The sequence below is a fragment of the Paraliobacillus zengyii genome (assembly GCF_003268595.1).
Classification (GTDB): Bacteria; Bacillota; Bacilli; order Bacillales; family Amphibacillaceae; genus Paraliobacillus_A; species Paraliobacillus_A zengyii.
Window position 1 is genome coordinate 499,822 of the sequence record NZ_CP029797.1, and the last position, 16,590, is coordinate 516,411.

The 16,590-nt window shown below is 35.0% G+C and carries 14 protein-coding genes; 10 read left to right on the forward strand and 4 right to left on the reverse strand.

The features are described 5' to 3' along the window. Positions 1 to 4: 4 nt before the first annotated feature. The 4 genes from DM447_RS02635 (at position 5) to DM447_RS02650 (ending at position 5,125) form a co-directional block, all read left to right on the forward strand. On the forward strand, positions 5 to 1,231 hold the full coding sequence (locus tag DM447_RS02635; protein WP_157967407.1) for a DUF3500 domain-containing protein: 1,227 nt from the start codon (positions 5 to 7) through the stop codon (positions 1,229 to 1,231). Then, positions 1,228 to 2,520, forward strand: coding sequence for a HupE/UreJ family protein (locus DM447_RS02640; protein ID WP_112179769.1), 1,293 nt, complete (start codon positions 1,228 to 1,230; stop codon positions 2,518 to 2,520). Before DM447_RS02635 ends, DM447_RS02640 begins: the two co-directional genes overlap by 4 nt. Before the next feature lie 433 nt (positions 2,521 to 2,953). Further along, positions 2,954 to 4,090 (forward strand): anaerobic sulfatase maturase, encoded by a 1,137-nt coding sequence (locus tag DM447_RS02645; RefSeq protein WP_112179770.1) that lies wholly within the window; start codon positions 2,954 to 2,956, stop codon positions 4,088 to 4,090. A gap of 153 nt (positions 4,091 to 4,243) precedes the next feature. Continuing rightward, complete coding sequence (locus tag DM447_RS02650) at positions 4,244 to 5,125, forward strand: LysR family transcriptional regulator (protein WP_112179771.1); 882 nt, start codon at positions 4,244 to 4,246, stop codon at positions 5,123 to 5,125. A 137-nt stretch (positions 5,126 to 5,262) separates the two neighbouring features. Here the strand turns inward: DM447_RS02650 and DM447_RS02655 are convergent, their stop codons facing one another. Beyond that, positions 5,263 to 6,060, reverse strand: a complete 798-nt coding sequence (locus DM447_RS02655) for a TSUP family transporter (RefSeq protein ID WP_232824319.1) — start codon at positions 6,058 to 6,060, stop codon at positions 5,263 to 5,265. A gap of 242 nt (positions 6,061 to 6,302) precedes the next feature. On the opposite strand from DM447_RS02655, the gene DM447_RS02660 reads away from it, so the two are divergent. The 6 genes from DM447_RS02660 to DM447_RS02690 all read left to right on the forward strand — a co-directional run bounded on the left by DM447_RS02660 (position 6,303) and on the right by DM447_RS02690 (position 14,866). Continuing rightward, positions 6,303 to 7,268, forward strand: a complete 966-nt coding sequence (locus tag DM447_RS02660) for a formylglycine-generating enzyme family protein (protein ID WP_112179772.1) — start codon at positions 6,303 to 6,305, stop codon at positions 7,266 to 7,268. 109 nt (positions 7,269 to 7,377) lie between these two features. Continuing rightward, positions 7,378 to 8,157: a MurR/RpiR family transcriptional regulator gene (locus DM447_RS02665; protein ID WP_162632546.1), complete on the forward strand. Its 780-nt coding sequence runs from the start codon at positions 7,378 to 7,380 to the stop codon at positions 8,155 to 8,157. 237 nt (positions 8,158 to 8,394) lie between these two features. After that, complete coding sequence (locus DM447_RS02675; RefSeq protein ID WP_112179774.1) at positions 8,395 to 10,173, forward strand: sulfatase; 1,779 nt, start codon at positions 8,395 to 8,397, stop codon at positions 10,171 to 10,173. A 60-nt stretch (positions 10,174 to 10,233) separates the two neighbouring features. After that, positions 10,234 to 11,655 carry a 6-phospho-beta-glucosidase gene (locus tag DM447_RS02680; RefSeq protein WP_112179775.1) on the forward strand — a complete coding sequence of 474 codons (1,422 nt, stop codon included), beginning with the start codon at positions 10,234 to 10,236 and terminating at the stop codon, positions 11,653 to 11,655. A 129-nt stretch (positions 11,656 to 11,784) separates the two neighbouring features. Then, positions 11,785 to 13,698 carry a beta-glucoside-specific PTS transporter subunit IIABC gene (locus DM447_RS02685; protein ID WP_112179776.1) on the forward strand — a complete coding sequence of 638 codons (1,914 nt, stop codon included), beginning with the start codon at positions 11,785 to 11,787 and terminating at the stop codon, positions 13,696 to 13,698. Positions 13,699 to 13,975: 277 nt separating this feature from the next. Beyond that, entirely contained in the window at positions 13,976 to 14,866 is an 891-nt protein-coding gene (locus DM447_RS02690; protein ID WP_112179777.1) for a LysR family transcriptional regulator, read from the forward strand. Here DM447_RS02690 and DM447_RS02695 read toward each other — a convergent pair. The 3 genes from DM447_RS02695 to DM447_RS02705 form a co-directional block, all read right to left on the reverse strand. Continuing rightward, a complete protein-coding gene (locus DM447_RS02695) occupies positions 14,835 to 15,395 on the reverse strand; it encodes a UbiX family flavin prenyltransferase (RefSeq protein WP_112179778.1) in 561 nt (186 codons plus the stop codon). The genes DM447_RS02690 and DM447_RS02695 overlap by 32 nt on opposite strands. 20 nt (positions 15,396 to 15,415) lie before the next feature. Then, positions 15,416 to 15,766 (reverse strand): prenylated flavin chaperone LpdD, encoded by a 351-nt coding sequence (gene lpdD / locus DM447_RS02700; RefSeq protein WP_112179779.1) that lies wholly within the window; start codon positions 15,764 to 15,766, stop codon positions 15,416 to 15,418. A gap of 84 nt (positions 15,767 to 15,850) precedes the next feature. Next, entirely contained in the window at positions 15,851 to 16,564 is a 714-nt protein-coding gene (locus DM447_RS02705; RefSeq protein WP_112179780.1) for a DUF554 domain-containing protein, read from the reverse strand. Positions 16,565 to 16,590 lie beyond the last annotated feature (26 nt).

The window sequence follows — 16,590 nt, forward strand, 5'->3', positions numbered from 1 at the left end:
AAAAATGAACAAGAATATTTTACTAGGAGCTGTTCTTGCAACAACTCTTACAGCTACGTTGGCTGCTTGTAGTAATACTGAGGAATCTCAAACAACAGAGGAGAGCACCACACAAGAAGAAAGCACAGAACAAGAGAATACATCAGGTGAAAGGCCTGAAGGTGGAATGCGAAGTGGGGGCTTCGGTGGAGGGATGGATTCAGCTAATGTTGATACAGATAGTATAGTAACAGATGTTGCTGCAACATTAACTGATGAAGTTTCTGTATCTGTTTCAGATGACAGTGCTTCACTAGATGAAAAGGCAACAGAGTTAGCACAAGCCTTTTTAGAGACATTATCTGACGAACAATTAGAGTCTATTCAATATGATTTAACTGCAGAAAATGCAGCAGTGTGGTCCAATTTTCCAGTAAATATGGTCCAACGTAATGGAATTTTGTTTGGTAGTCTTTCGGAGGAAAGCCTAGAAGTTGCAAAAGAATTATTCTATATTGCTTTAGGTGAAGAAGGATATGAACAATTAATGATGAGTCTTGAGGCAGAAGAAGCATTAGGAGAGCAAGCGGAGGGTTATGATGCCGATTTATATTATGTTTCCATTTTAGGTGATGTTTCTGATTCTTCTACTTGGATTCTTCAGTTAGGTGGTCATCACTATGCAAATAACTTTACCTTTAATGCAGATGAAACTGGGGCAACGCCTTTCTTTATTGGAATAGAGCCGCAAACATTTGAGAATGCTGACGGAGAAACCGTTGAACCAATGGCTGAACATAAAACGGCAATTTATTCTATGATAAATTCACTCAGTGATGATCAACTAGCTGAAGCAGAAATCACAGATATATTTGACGATGTACTTGTAGGACCAGGTAATGATGGCAACTTCCCAACAGAAAGTGAAGGGGTGCTAGTAACTTCTCTAAGTGAAGAGCAACAAGCACTAGTGAAGGAAGCAATTGAGGCTTGGGTGTCAGATGTTAATGAAGAAGATAAAGAAGCACTTCTAGATGCTTATTACGCTGATGATGCATGGTCAGAAACCTATATTGCTTGGTCTAGCTCTACAAGTGTAGATGATGAAGGTTCTTATATTCGGATTGATGGACCACGCGTTTGGATTGAATTCTCCGTGCAAGGAGGTATCGTCTTTGGAGATGTTTTACACTTCCACACGATTTGGAGAGATAAAGTAGCTGACTACGGTGGGGAGTTTAGTACACAATGATGAAAAAAATTGTTTTAATAACAATGAGTATATTGATGACGGTGTTGTTTCTATTACCGTCATCAAGTTCTGCTCATTCCATGCCTTCTTCTCTTGTGAATTTGGATTTTTTGGAAGATGAAGTAGAAACTGAGTTAGTTATCCCGTTGGATCGCTTAGAAATTGCATTTGATGAAAATTTATATGATGATCCAGAACAAGCCATCACAACATACCATGACGAGCTTGTATCTTATATAACAAGTCATATCAGTGCTGAAACTGCTGAAGAAGAACAGTGGTCTGTAACGTTTAATGATATGTCAATCGCTTATCCAGATTTGGCAACAGATTCGATAGATTTATTAGTTCACCTAACACTTACACCTCCAACAGGTGCAACTGTTGATGCCTTTACGCTTAACTATGACGTAGTAGTAAGAGAACTTGTTACACATGTTATAACAGTCGCTGTAAGAAGTGATTGGAATAATGCTGTTTATTCAAGTAATCCCGAAATTATTGCAAGTATTATTAACGATAATACAACAGTACAAATTGACCAATCTAATGGAAGTATTTGGACGGGATTTTCTAGTATTATAAAATCGGGTATGGCTCATATTGCTGAAGGTGTAGACCATTTACTATTTCTACTTGCACTTTTATTACCTGCATCATTATTGGTTAACGGTAAGAGATGGGGGAAGTCTGCTGGATTTAAAGCAAGTATGAAAAAACTCTTAAAAATCTCCCTTGCATTTACAATTGGTCATTCCATTACTTTAATTATTGGTGCAACTGGTGGGTTATCTATTCCAAGTCAACCAATTGAAATACTGATTGCTGTTTCCATTTTAGTTTCAGCAATCCACGCAATTCGTCCATTATTCGCTGGTCGTGAAATCTTTGTAGCTGGTGCTTTTGGGTTGGTACATGGATTAGCCTTTGCTACACTAGTGACAGACTTGGGTGTAACACCAATGCGAATAGTTATGAGTGTCTTAGGTTTCAACATCGGTATTGAACTCATGCAACTGATCGTAATTATTCTAATCATGCCATGGTTCTTGTTACTCAGCATGACAAAAGTATTTACACCTATTAGAATTATTGGAGCTTTATTTGCAATGATTGCTTCAATTGGTTGGATATTAGATCGTGCTTTTGGTATTACTAGTCCTATCGATGCGATCGTAAATAGCTTGGCGGAAAATGTGCTTTGGCTAGTTGCTATTTTAGCAGTTCTCTCAGTAATTAATATATTTTTCTCGAAAAAAGGTAGCAGTGTTCCGATTAGCATTGACTAACGTATACGAATGCTATAAAAAGAAATAGTGTAAAATAAACATTTTCTAAATGATATAATAACGAAAAGACTTCTCCTTAGTTCATGGAACTTTTGAGAAGTCCTTTTTGTGTAGTTACTCATATCAGACAATTCCCCTGTCCCATTTGTAGTAATATTACTAATGGTTTGTTCCCATAGATTGAAACCGTTTCCCTTTATCTGTTTTAGTTCTTTTATTAACTTGGGAATTAAATTATAATTACATTATAGTCGATAATAATATTAGAAGAATGACAAGTGAAAAAATAATCGTTACATCTCAATGAGTGCGTTTTTAGAAGCAAAGGGGAGAGAAAAAAGACAATTATTTTGTCTTCTTATTTCTATTTTATTTCTTTTTTATATAAGTTAAGATGACAAAAACTGATGAATAAAGAAAGCGTGGTGTAGAGATGGAACATACTATGTTGAGACCACAAATTGCAGGTGTTATGTGGAAAACAGTATCAGAAGCATGTAATTTAGCGTGTGACTATTGTTATTACAGTAGATGTAATGGTAAACCAGGAAAGCTAGATCGAATTCAAGATGAAACACTCGAAAAATTTATCAAGGAGTATCTATCACTTAGTCATGGATACGCTACATTTGTATGGCAAGGTGGAGAGCCATTATTAGCTGGATTAGGTTTCTTTGAAAGAGTAATTAGCCTTCAGAATAATCATGCGAAGAAGCGAATGCGTGTAGCTAATGCTATTCAGACAAATGGTATACTTATAAATGAAAATTGGGCGCGTTTTTTTAAAAAGCATAATTTTTTAGTAGGTGTTAGTTTGGATGGGCCTGAAGAAATTAATGATAGAAGAAGAGTCACTAATTCTGGAAATGGTAGCTTTAATCTTATAATGAATGGGATTCAACATTTAAGAGAACAAAATGTCGATTTCAATATCTTAACTGTTATACATGAAGATAATGTAAAAATGGCAAAGGAATTAGTAGCGTTTTACACGCAGGAGAATTATAAATACGTACAGTTTATACCATGTATGAGTTTCCAGTCCCAAGATGTCTCAACTGCAGGCAAGTATGCAATCACCGCTCAACAATATGGTGATTTTTTGTGTGAATTCTTTGACGCTTGGTATAATGATGGAGAACCCTATTTATCTGTACGTTTTTTCGATAACATGCTTGCTGTATATTTAGGCCATCAAGCTGAATTGTGCCAACAAAGTGAATTCTGTCCAAAAATGCTCGTTTTAGAACAAAATGGTGATGCCTATCCTTGTGATTTCTTTATTGAAGAAGAATATAAGTTAGGTAACGTTCAGAAGGATGCTTTACAAGATATAATAGACAATCCCAAATGGAATGAATTCTTAGAGATGAAACCAAATCTTCCTGATAAATGTAAATCGTGTGAGTTCCTTAATATGTGCCATGGCGGTTGTCCTAGAAATAGAATGCAAAAGAATAAAGACTTAGATGTAGATTACTTTTGTGAGAGCTATAAAACGATTTATAAATATGCGGAAAAAAGAATGACTTTTTTAGCAAAAAAGATAAGAAGTGTTACTAGTTTTTAAGAGCTAAAGGTTGTTAAATGTGCTTTTCAACAAATGGATGAACACTTACGTGAAGAATGTAAGTATTACTAGTTCGAAAAAGTATCCTTGTTCATATAACATACCACGCGGATAATGAGCATATTACTCATTTACCAGAAAGGACATTAAGAGATGAACATAGAAAGTCTACGAATGTTTTGTCGGGTTGTGGATGAGGGAAGTATTAGTGAGGCTGCACGACTAGGGTTTGTTTCTCAACCTGCGGTCACAAGACAAATTCGTCAATTAGAAAATAGGTATGGCACATTGTTATTTCACCGATTAGAAGGAAAGTTGATTTTATCTGATGCTGGTAAAACACTTTATCCTTATGCGAAGGAGATTATGGATAATGACAATACTTCTTTTAGCGCTATTCAAGAGCTGGTCGGTATAAATGACAATATATTAAACGTAGGTGCCAGTCTAACCATTGGGGAATATTTGTTACCAGGCTTATTGGGAAACTTTAAAAAACACCATGAAGACATTAAATTTAGTTTATCAATTGGGAATACACCTTACATGTTATCGAAATTGGAAGAAAACGAAATAGATATAGCTTTAGTTGAGAGTGAAGTAACTAGTTCAAAATATAAAGTCCAAAAATTTGCTGAGGATGAACTAATTTTGGTCACTTCTCATAATCATCGCTGGAAAGTTAAGGATGAGATTGAGGTTGAAGAGTTGTTAGAAGAAAAAATGATATGGAGAGAGAAAGATTCCGGTACCAGATTGCTAGTAGAGAACGCATTAAGTAAATATATCAAATTAGAACAAATCGAAAATGCAATGGAGCTTGGAAGTATGCAATCGATAAAAAGTGCAGTAGAAGCAGATTTGGGTATAAGTATTTTACCGAGAATAACTGTTAGCAAAGAATTAAGCTATAATACATTGAGAGAAGTAAAGATAAAGGATTTTAGTCTTATGAGAGATTTATGGGTTGCTCAGAAAATACGAAGATTTAAGAAAAGTGCTCAGTCACATTTTGAATCGTTTATACAAAGGTAATTTCAGAACCTATTATATAGATAGCAGTTGATAGTTAATTTAATTGCAATAAGTTACCACTGGCATGATAAAGAATAGTGAAATTCATGAAGATAATAACATATCAATAGTCTCCGCTTGTAATAGTGTTAAAAGTTCTAAACAAAAAAGGAGACTTTAATAATATTATATATATTTATAAAAATGATAATCAGAACGGCTATGTTAAATATTTTCTCCACCTGTAAGTTGGATAATTTAGTAACGAAATGTGAACCGATTAATCCACCAAGTATCCCACCGGGTATCATGTAGAAAAGCATAAACAACTCATAATCGTTAAAACCGGTAGTGAAAACTATTAATAAAAGAGCAGATAATTGAGAGAAAAATATTATAAAGATTGAATTCACACCAGCGTTTTTAGATGTCATGGAGAATAGTAGACATAAGATGGCTACGTTTAAAGGTCCACCACCAATTCCAAGAAATGCAGAAAGGAATCCGAGTGAGAAACCGACTCCAAAGATTATCTTTTTATCTTTTATCAAGTATGATTTGAGATTATGCTTTCTTTTAAAATAAATATATATTAGAGAAAGTAGAACAGCTAGTAAAGTCGATTGAATAATAGCTGTTGTTTTTGGAATATTTAACGAAATGGCTATGACGTTAAATATAGCTTTTCCGACAATACCTCCAACTATTGATCCACCTGCAATAATTGAGCTGGTTGCTTTATCTACTTTAACCTTTTTGATCTTCAAGTTTATTAAGGAAACTGTTGCCATTGCTAGCACAGTTGTAGCGGATAACACGCCAATTGTCGGTAAATCAAAATGACCAAACAGGTCTAATATGGGTTTAATGATCACGCCTCCTCCAAGGCCAGCGATGGCACCTAAAGTAGAGGCGATCAGTCCAATTGCAAAATAAAGAATAAAAATAATAATCATCTCCGATTGTAAAATCTAATTTAGATAAGGAGGTATATCTCATTAGATTTATCTTAGCAGTAATTTTTCGGTAAAAAAAATGCCGTTTTATTATAGGGTATAATAAAAAGTTATGATCACTTAATTTAAAGAGTATAACTGAATGAAATATCAAGTTTGAAAATACAAAAATATTGCTACTATAGGAATTATGTTTAAATTAAGGTAACAATTTTTAGAATTTACTAAAGGATGTGGATGTAATGGATAAAGGAGATATGGAATGCTCCTGTTGTGCTGGAAGTAGAGCTGATTTTGAAGACAAAATAAAGGAAGAAAAAAGGTCTGGTATAGTAGAACAAAGTCAACATAGTAAATATAAAGAAAAAATGGTCTACATTCCAGGTGGAGAATTTTTAATGGGAACTGAGGACAATGAAGGATTCCCAGCGGATGGAGAAGGACCAATAAGAAAAGTAACAGTGGACGCATATTACATAGATGCTTACGCAGTTACCAATGAAGAATTTAGTGCTTTTATTAAAGATACAGGCTACGTAACAGAGTCGGAAAATTTTGGGTGGTCATTTGTTTTTTATAAATTTATTCCACCAAGTTTAATGGGGAAGGCAAAACAATTACCGCAAACGCCATGGTGGTATGCAGTAGATGAAGCCTACTGGTATCAACCAGAGGGTCCAGGAACATCCATTAACGATCGGATGGATCATCCCGTAATTCAAGTTAGCTGGAATGATGCAGTAGCTTTTTGCAAATGGGCCGGGAAACGTCTTCCAACAGAAGCTGAATGGGAATACGCTGCAAGAGGAGGTCTCGAGCAGAAACTTTTTCCTTGGGGAGATGAACTCACTCCAAATGGTGAGCACTATTGTAATATATGGCAAGGGGATTTTCCGAGAGAGAACACAGTAGATGATGGCTATGTGAGCACTGCACCAGCAAAATCCTTTCCAGCTAACGGATATGAATTATATAATGTTTCAGGTAATGTCTGGGAATGGTGTGCGGATTGGTTTACTAGAACACCAGATTTGTCGAAACTTGTGAATCCTATTGGACCAAATATGGCTCAGAGCAAAGTAATGCGTGGTGGTTCCTATCTTTGTCATCAGTCTTATTGTAATCGATATCGAGTAGCAGCACGTAGCTCTAATACAATGGATAGTGCCACAGGTAATTTAGGATTTCGTTGTGCGGTAAATGCATAAGATTTAACTTACATGAAAAAGGAATTTGGAGTTTAGTTACTATAAGTGAAGATAGATATTAGAGGTATAAGTAACTAGAAATAAAATATCAAAAAAGTAGGTGATTCTAGTGAAAATAGAAGAATTGATTAATGATAACTTCACAACCTTTAGTGAGGGTGAAAAGGTTTTAGCGAAATTTATATTAGATAATAAGAAAGACATCTGTGATTTAGGAATTAACGAACTTGCTAAAAAAAGTTTAAGTTCTAAATCTTCAGTACTACGATTTGCTCAGAAGTTAGGGTTCTCAGGATATACGGAGATGAAAAACTTTATGAAGTGGGAAGATCAATTATCGGAAAACCCTATTTCAAAAGAGGACTTTGGGAAGTTAGTGATCAGTAATATAGAGAAAACAGTAAGTCAGTTGAATAATATGGATCTTTCTGATATTTGTGAAGTAATTGAAAAAAGTTCAAATATCTATATTACTGGTACCGGTCGCATGCAACAAAGCTTGGCTCAAGAAATGCAAAGATTGTTTTTAGGGATTGGGAAGAATATGCAATTTTTGTCTTTGGATTTAAGTACAAATATTTATCAACTAGTGACGGAGAGAATTACAGAACAGGACTTGATTATCGTATTTTCAGGTTCAGGCAATAATGCAATGTTAAAGGAAGCACTAAGTATTCCTTTAATTAAGGACGTAAATATCCTAGCAATTACTGGATCACATAATAATTGGTTGATGAATAATGCGACTTTTGGTATTGCGCTCGATGTCAATAATCATTCTACAGTTATCAACAATTGGTTTTCATCGTCAAACGCTTTTCACATTGCTATTGAAGTTCTTGCTTATAATTATTTTGAATATAAAAATAGAGCACTAAAGAATAAGTGATTTTCAAACTAGTACTGACTAAAGATTAGGGCAATTACATGCTAATGTAATTGCTTTTTTTTGTCTTCTGAAAAACCCTAGCTTAATTTAATGAAAATTTAAAGGGAGAGGATTATATATTCCCAACTCATGAAACCGTTTCCCACAATCCGGTCAAGGTCTTCTCTTCCAAAGAATCGTACACTATAATCATTGTAAGAGTGCAACACAGAAACACTTACGAAAGGAGAGACATTCATGAAAGTGATTCAAGTCATGTATGACACTTTAAAACGAAATTATTTAAGTCCATATGAAACTTCTGATGTAAGTACACCTAACTTTGACCGTTTAAAAACAAAATCGGTTCAATTCGATAATTTCTTTGCAGGAAGTTTACCCTGTATGCCTGCTAGAAGAGACTTACACGCTGGCCGATACAATTTCTTGCATCGTGGTTGGGGACCAATCGAACCTTTTGATGACTCGATGCCTGAAATTTTGAAACAAAATGGAATTTATACACATCTTGTTACTGACCATAAACATTACTGGCGAGATGGTGGTGCGACTTACCATACACGCTACTCCTCATATGAATTAATTCGTGGACAAGAAGGCGACAATTGGAAAGCAAGAATTAATAAAAATATGGAAATAGAAGGATTAGAAAACCTTCCTGATTTTGCAAAGAAACATAAGGCCGGTAGTATTTCACAAGATTTAGTTAATCGAGATTACATGAAAACAGAGGAAGATCACTCATTATATCGAACTGTCGAGGCGGGTTTGGAATTTTTAAAAGAGAATAAAGACGCTGATCAATGGTTTTTACAAATCGAATGTTTTGACCCGCATGAGCCTTTCTTTGTACCAGAAAAGTATTTAGAAATGTATGGTCTTTCGCAAGACGATTTCAATGGCTGGTTATTATATTCACACGATGATTTCACACCAGATAAAACAGAGATAGTTAAAGGGTATTATAAAGCATTAGTTACTATGTGTGACGCATATTTAGGCAAAGTGCTAGACTTTATGGATGAAAACAACATGTGGAAAGATACCATGTTAATAGTTAATACGGATCACGGTTTACTGTTAGGCGAACATGAATGGTGGGGTAAAAACATTATGCCTGTGTATAATGAAATTGCTCATCTCCCATTCTTTATATGGAATCCACAAGTAGGAGTTCAAAATGAATCGAGAGATCAATTAGCCCAAAACATTGACGTGCCAGCTACCGTATTAGAATTCTTTGATTTAGATATCCCAGAATTTATGCAAGGAAAGCCACTTCGTTCAGTTATTGAATCTAAAGAAGTTATTCATGACGCAGCTCTATTCGGTAATTTTGGTAGCAATATCAATCTAGTTGCTGGTGACTACATTTATATGAGAGGTCCAATGCCTGGAAAAGAAGAATATCTTCATGAATACACACTGATGCCAATGAGAATGAATAGGCGTTTTTCAACAGATGAATTAAAAGGTGCAGAATTAGATAACTCTTTCGCCTTTACAAAAGGGATCAGTACTTTAAAGATGAAAACCAGCGATTGGATGGCTAAAAGTTATCAACGGTTTGGCAACAAATTATTCAATTATAGAGATGACCCAAATCAAGGAAATCCGATTCTTGACGCAGATAAAGAATTTGAAATGATTAAAAAATTAAAGCAGCTCATGAAAGAAAATGAGGCGCCCGATTCACTATATTGCTACTATGGTCTAGATCAAGTTAATAGTGTTGAAGACTTATTAGAAGAGCACAAGGTCCTTGATAGGAAGCAAGAAATTATTTGTGAAAACATTAAATTCTTCAATCAGAGTGTTAAGGAAGGTTTTCTAACAATGGTCTTTTCTATTAAAGATAAAGCAAAAGTAGAATTGTTGAAATCAGCTCTTAAAAAAACTAATGAATCAGATGCGATTTCAGATCAACACCTTAAGGGTTGGATAAAGGAAAACATAGATGAGAAAGAACAAGCTTTTCTCTTCTATCAATTAGATATGGCTTTTAGAGTTGACTAGTAATCATATCAGAATTTGATTGTAAGATTCGAGTAACTGAATTAGGAAAGGAGAGAGTGCATGACTTTACCAAAAGATTTTTTATGGGGCGGTGCAATTGCCGCGAACCAGGCAGAAGGAGCGTATAAAGAAGGCGGAAAAGGAATGGCGTTGGTAGATGTTTTACCATCCGGGAAAGAGCGTTGGGTTGCTTTGTTAAATCCGAAAAAGGCTTTAGAAACAACGTATAATCAATATCCAAGCCATGAAGCAATTGATTTTTATCATACTTATAAAGAAGATATTAAACTTTTCGCTGAAATGGGCTTTAAGGTATTTCGGACATCGATCTCTTGGCCACGTATTTTCCCTAAAGGAGATGAATTGGAACCAAACGAAGAAGGGCTAAGATTCTATGATGACCTATTTTCTGAGTGTCAGAAGTATGGAATTGAGCCATTAGTTACCTTAAATCATTTCGATACTCCACTTTATTTGGTTCAAGAGTATGGAGGCTGGCGTAATCGAGGGCTAATTGGATTTTATGAGCGATATGCAAAGGTGGTACTAGAACGTTATAAAAATCAGGTAAAATACTGGTTAACATTTAATGAAATTAATATGTTACTTCACATTCCATTTTTTGGTGGAGGTCTAATCATTGACGAGGACGAGAATGCAGATCAAGTAAAGTTTCAGGCGGCACACCATCAGCTTGTTGCCTCAAGTTTGGCAACAAAAGCAGCGAAAGAAATTAATGGTGATAGGTTTATGGTTGGTTGTATGTTAGCAGCTGGTGAAATCTATCCTTACTCTTGTCATCCAGAAGATCTTTTGAAGTCGGTAAAAGAAAACCAAAAACAATATTTCTTTATCGATGTGCAATCTCGTGGAACTTATCCATCGTACACCGCACGAATGTTTCGTGAATTGGGTGTTGAATTGGTGATAGAAGAAGGGGATGAGTCCCTGCTGAAGAAATATCCTGTTGATTTTATTTCCTTTTCTTATTATTCATCACGTTTAACAAGTGCAGATCCAGCTATAAATGCGGGTCAAAAATCTGGTAACGCATTTGGTTCACTACAGAATCCGCATCTAGAAATATCGGAGTGGGGCTGGCAAATTGACCCTATTGGCTTACGTGTAACGATGAATAACATGTATGACCGTTATCAGAAACCATTGTTCATTGTAGAAAATGGACTAGGGGCAGTCGATAAACTGGAGGATGATACAGTAGAAGATACTTACCGCATTGACTATATGCGTGAACATCTTACGCAAATGATTGAAGCAGTTGATGATGGAGTGGAGTTATTAGGTTATACATCCTGGGGTTGTATTGACATTGTCAGTGCAGGATCAGGTGAAATGAAAAAACGGTATGGTTTCATTTATGTAGATCTTGATAACGAAGGAAATGGGACAGGTAAACGCTATCGAAAAAAATCGTTCGATTGGTATAAGAAAGTAATTGAATCTAATGGAACGGATTTATAAATCCGTTCTTAATATAAAGTTGCTTACGGATTTTTATTGTATGACATTTTGAAAGGGTTTCCAAATATAGTTAATCTGCTAGTTGACATAGAAAGTGTCTAAAAAACTTGAATGAAAGAAGGGTTAAAGATGAAATATGAACAGTTGGCAAAAGATATTATAGAATATGTCGGCGGAAAAGAAAACGTTAACAGCGTGGTTCACTGTGTTACACGTTTACGTTTTAAGTTAAAAGACGAGGATAAGGCAAATACAGATGTATTAAAAGATATCGATGGTGTTGTTACTGTTATGAAAAGTGGTGGCCAATACCAAGTGGTTATTGGAAACCATGTGCCGGATGTCTATAAAGCAGTAGTAGACATTGGTGGATTTGGCAACGAATCATCAGCAGATGAAGAGGAAAATGAAAATCAAAGTTTATTTAATAAGTTTATTGATATTATCTCAGGAATATTTGCACCAATTCTAGGAGTGTTAGCTGCTACAGGAATGATTAAAGGTTTTAACGCTTTGTTTGTTGCAATAGGTCTGTACACGAATACAGATGGAACTTACTATATGTTACATGCTATCGGTGATTCGTTATTCTATTTCTTTCCTATCTTTTTAGGTTTTTCAGCAATGAAAAAATTTGGCGGAAATCATTTTGTGGGAATGGCAATAGGTGCAGCATTAGTTTACCCAACACTTACTGGTCTAACTAGCGGTGAGCCAATGTACACTTTATTTTCTGGATCATTATTTGAATCACCTATTCATATAACGTTCCTTGGAATACCCGTTATTTTAATGAGTTATGCATCTTCTGTTATTCCAATTGTTTTGGCAACTTTTGTAGGTTCAAAATTGGAAAAATGGCTTGAAAAAGTAATTTCTGATGTTGTAAAAACATTTCTTGTACCATTCTTTACATTGTTAGTAATCGTTCCACTTACTTTCCTTATAATTGGACCAATAGCAACATGGATCGGTTCATTTTTAGGACAAGCTGGAGTTTGGATCTATGATCTGAGTCCAATATTGGCAGGTCTTGTATTAGGTGGATTATGGCAAGTGTTTGTAATGTTTGGACTTCATTGGGGTTTTATTCCGATAGCAATTAACAACATAGCCGTATTCGGTGATGACTTTATATTAGCTTTAATTTCAGCGACAGCTTTAGCAACTACCGGTGTGGTACTTGGTGTAATGGCTAAGACAAAGGATCAAAAAATTAAAACGCTAGGTATACCAGCTGCTATTTCAAGTGTCTTTGGTGTATCAGAGCCGGCGCTTTATGGGATTACACTACCTTTAAAAAGACCTTTTATTCTAACTTTAATCACCTCTGCAGTTGGTGGAGGTATTATGGGAGCAATGGGAACTAAAGTATACATGCTTGGTGGACTTGGACTTTTTGGTATACCATCTAAAATTGGCCCTAATGGTTTAGACCTCGGTTTCTGGGGTGGTATGATCGCAATGGCTGTTAACTTGGTATTAGGTTTTATACTTGCTTATTTCTTTGGATTGAGTAAAGAACAACAAAAATCGGGATCTAATCAAGAAAAAGATAATAATGTTTCAATAAAGATTCAAAACGAAGATATTGTTAGTCCACTTAAGGGTACTGTAATAGAACTCTCAGAAGTTAAAGACGAGGCTTTTTCTACAGGTGCACTTGGTAAAGGGCTTGCAATTGATCCTATAGAAGGAATATTAGTTTCACCAGCTTCAGGTACAGTATCAGCTCTATTTCCAACGAAACATGCGGTTGGTATCACAACTGATAATGGTAGTGAAATATTACTGCACATTGGGTTAGATACAGTTCAGTTAGAAGGGAAGTTTTTTACTACCTTTGTTAAGCAAGGTGATAGGATTGAAGAAGGTCAAAAACTTATCGAATTTGATATTGTTCAAATCAAACAAGCTGGTTTTTCAGTAGTTACCCCTATTCTTATTACCAATAAAGATGATTATAAAGAAATTAGTATGACTGATAAAGAGAAAATTAATACTGGTAATCATCTAATAAGTACGGTAGTACAGCCTCTGTGAATAGAGTTCTAGATTATAATCACTATACTATTAAGGTAAGGTTAAGTATGGTGATGTAAAATAATAAAAGTGCTAGTCATGTGGGAGTTACCCGTGTGATTAGCACTTTTGTGTGTTTCTTTGTTAAGGACCATTCTTTAAATTACTTTCTTCTACTAAAATTACTTTTGTAGATATTGCTCAGAAAAATTCATATTCTCTAAAACTCTGTTTATATACTCGCAACAACCTTCGTGTTAAAGTACTAATTAGATACTATGAATTTGAGGTGGATACCATGAATATTGACGAGTTAAAATATTTTCTTGCAGTTAGAAAGTATCAAAGTTTTTCTTTTGCAGCAGAGGAATTGAGTTTATCGCAATCCTCTCTATCCAAACATATTAAAAACCTAGAATCCGAGTTTAATACCATTTTTTTTGATAGAAAATCTAGAAATTTAACGCTCACTGAAGCGGGACAAGACTTTATCGTATACGCTGAAAAATTATTAAATAACTATCAGGAGATGGTTATAAATATGAAAAAACACTCTAACCTAGAAAAAGGAAAAATTCATCTTGCGGCTATTCCTATTATGTCTCAATATGGAATCACTACCCTAATTGCTGCTTTTTCTAACGCTCATCCTCATATTCATCTTGAAATTTTGGAACAGGAGCATGATTTAATCTTAGAAATGATTAGAAATTCAGAAATTGATTTGGCGATTATGAGAATGAATTACATTCCAGGAGGTTTAGTAAATATCTATCCACTTATGGATGATGAACTTGTATTGGTAACGAATAAAGATCATCCATTAGCCAATCAACCTGCTGTTAGTATCGATGAACTAAAATATGAAAAATTCATCTTACTTAATGCAACATCTGGTGTCTACCAAACTTGCATTGACGAGTGTAAAAAAGCCAAGTTTTCTCCTCATATTCTATATACCAATAGTAGAATTGAAACAATTATTGGATTAGTGGGAGAAGGTCTTGGTGTGACTTTATTGATGAAAAGGGCAATAGAATCTTTTGAACAATCAAAACTTTCAATTGTAGCATTAAATAAAAAAGTGCCAAGTACGTTAGCCCTTGTCACCCCAAAACGCAAAGAAGAATCAGATATTACCAAAGTCTTTATAAACTTTATAACCCATTCCATCGTTTATCATTCTTGATATAAATTCCAAATTGATCAAGTGTCTTCATTGCATGGTGATTAACAATGTCATCAATTGTTTGCGGATTGTTATAAAAAGATGGCATTGGTGGAACGATACTTACACCCAATCTAGCTAACTCTAGCATATTCTCTAAATGAATAGCGCTTTGAGGTGTTTCCCTAGGACAAACTATTAATTTTCTTCGCTCTTTGATCATGACATCTGCCGTTCTAGAAATTAAGGAATCGGAATAACCGTTAGCAATTGCACTTAAAGTTTTCATGCTGCATGGAACAATTATCATTCCATCCGTTAAAAAAGAACCACTGGAAACGGCAGCTCCCATATTACTGTTATCATATGAATAGGTAGCCAAGCCTTCTAAATACTCTAGGGTATAAGTAGTTTCCACTGTTAAGTTTTTTTTCGCCCAATTACTAATAATTACGTGTGTGTCGATATCTTTATATGACTGAAGCATTTCTAATATTCGAACGCCATAAACAGTTCCAGTTGCGCCAGAAATACCAATCACAATGTTCATAATAGTCCCGCCTTTCTATCTTATAAACTAGCTTTTTCTAGATCATGTATTAATTCTTTTCCTAAATCAATACATAGGTGTGAAAGGAGTTGAATCTCTTCCTTCTTAATGTTGTCGATGTGTACTCCGCTACAAATTGCAAAGTTCCCAGCAAACTTCTTTCTTAGTAAAACGGCTAACTCTTCTGTAATATAAAATTCTTTATGGTTTTGAAGTTGAATAGTTTGAATTGGTTCTAGTCGTGCCCCTGCTGTAATAGTTCCCAAATGTGGTTGGTCACCTCCGGAAATTAATAGAACTAAATCTTCACCCATGAAATATGCATCTAATTCAACATGGATCTCTCCTTGTGACTTTTCTTTATGAATCATGTATGCTCACGTCTTTTCTAAGTTTCATAATTTAGCAGAGCGTCTGTACCACAATGACGCTCTGCTATGTAAATTAATTTGTTATTAAAAAAAATGTGCCCAAATGGAAGCGATAGGCATGACAATCAATAGACCTGGGAGCATATTTGCAACTGGGAAAGATTTAATCCCTGCAATTCTCAAACCAGTTACTAACATAATAATTCCACCAACTGCAGAAAAATCTGCAATTAACAAGTCATTAACCATTGGTAAAATGAATCCAGCACTAAAAAATAATCCTAGCAAGATAATTATTTGGGGCACAGCAATAGTCATAACGATATAACCTAAAGCTGCAGCAAAAATAGCAGCTGTAAAGAAGTCAAGAAATGATTTCGAAAATAAGATAGAAGCATCTCCTGTCATTCCTTCAGTTAATGCCCCAAATATACCTGTTCCACTGGCACAAAATAATACAAGTATTCCAACGAATTTCTCCATAAATTCTTTTGGATCCATCGTATTTTTGCTTGAAAATATTTTTTCGATTGGACCTTTTATCTTTTTGGCACACCATTCGATCCCTTTTTCAAGCATAATTAGTTCTCCAATAGCACTACCTATTACTAAAGCTAATACAACGGCTGGTAGTAGGTTCACTTTAATTATCAGACTAACCCCCATCCCCATGGAAGCTGCTCCAAAAGTTAAAGGCAAGGCAACTCGAAGTCGTTCAGGAATTTTATTGCCTAGAAAAGCTCCAAGAAGTCCTCCTAAAAATACGGCTAATGCATTTACTATCGGTCCGACGGGCATATATTAACATCTCCTTTATTTGTAAA

Excerpts from the sequence above, each read along its gene's own strand:
- DM447_RS02635 (WP_157967407.1), top strand. The coding sequence starts at position 5 with ATGAACAAGAATATTTTACTAGGAGCTGTTCTTGCAACAACTCTTACA.
- DM447_RS02640 (WP_112179769.1), top strand. The coding sequence starts at position 1,228 with ATGATGAAAAAAATTGTTTTAATAACAATGAGTATATTGATGACGGTG.
- DM447_RS02645 (WP_112179770.1), top strand. The coding sequence starts at position 2,954 with ATGGAACATACTATGTTGAGACCACAAATTGCAGGTGTTATGTGGAAA.
- DM447_RS02650 (WP_112179771.1), top strand. The coding sequence starts at position 4,244 with ATGAACATAGAAAGTCTACGAATGTTTTGTCGGGTTGTGGATGAGGGA.
- DM447_RS02655 (WP_232824319.1), bottom strand. The coding sequence starts at position 6,060 with ATGATTATTATTTTTATTCTTTATTTTGCAATTGGACTGATCGCCTCT.
- DM447_RS02660 (WP_112179772.1), top strand. The coding sequence starts at position 6,303 with ATGGATAAAGGAGATATGGAATGCTCCTGTTGTGCTGGAAGTAGAGCT.
- DM447_RS02675 (WP_112179774.1), top strand. The coding sequence starts at position 8,395 with ATGAAAGTGATTCAAGTCATGTATGACACTTTAAAACGAAATTATTTA.
- DM447_RS02680 (WP_112179775.1), top strand. The coding sequence starts at position 10,234 with ATGACTTTACCAAAAGATTTTTTATGGGGCGGTGCAATTGCCGCGAAC.
- DM447_RS02685 (WP_112179776.1), top strand. The coding sequence starts at position 11,785 with ATGAAATATGAACAGTTGGCAAAAGATATTATAGAATATGTCGGCGGA.
- DM447_RS02690 (WP_112179777.1), top strand. The coding sequence starts at position 13,976 with ATGAATATTGACGAGTTAAAATATTTTCTTGCAGTTAGAAAGTATCAA.
- DM447_RS02695 (WP_112179778.1), bottom strand. The coding sequence starts at position 15,395 with ATGAACATTGTGATTGGTATTTCTGGCGCAACTGGAACTGTTTATGGC.
- lpdD (WP_112179779.1), bottom strand. The coding sequence starts at position 15,766 with ATGATTCATAAAGAAAAGTCACAAGGAGAGATCCATGTTGAATTAGAT.
- DM447_RS02705 (WP_112179780.1), bottom strand. The coding sequence starts at position 16,564 with ATGCCCGTCGGACCGATAGTAAATGCATTAGCCGTATTTTTAGGAGGA.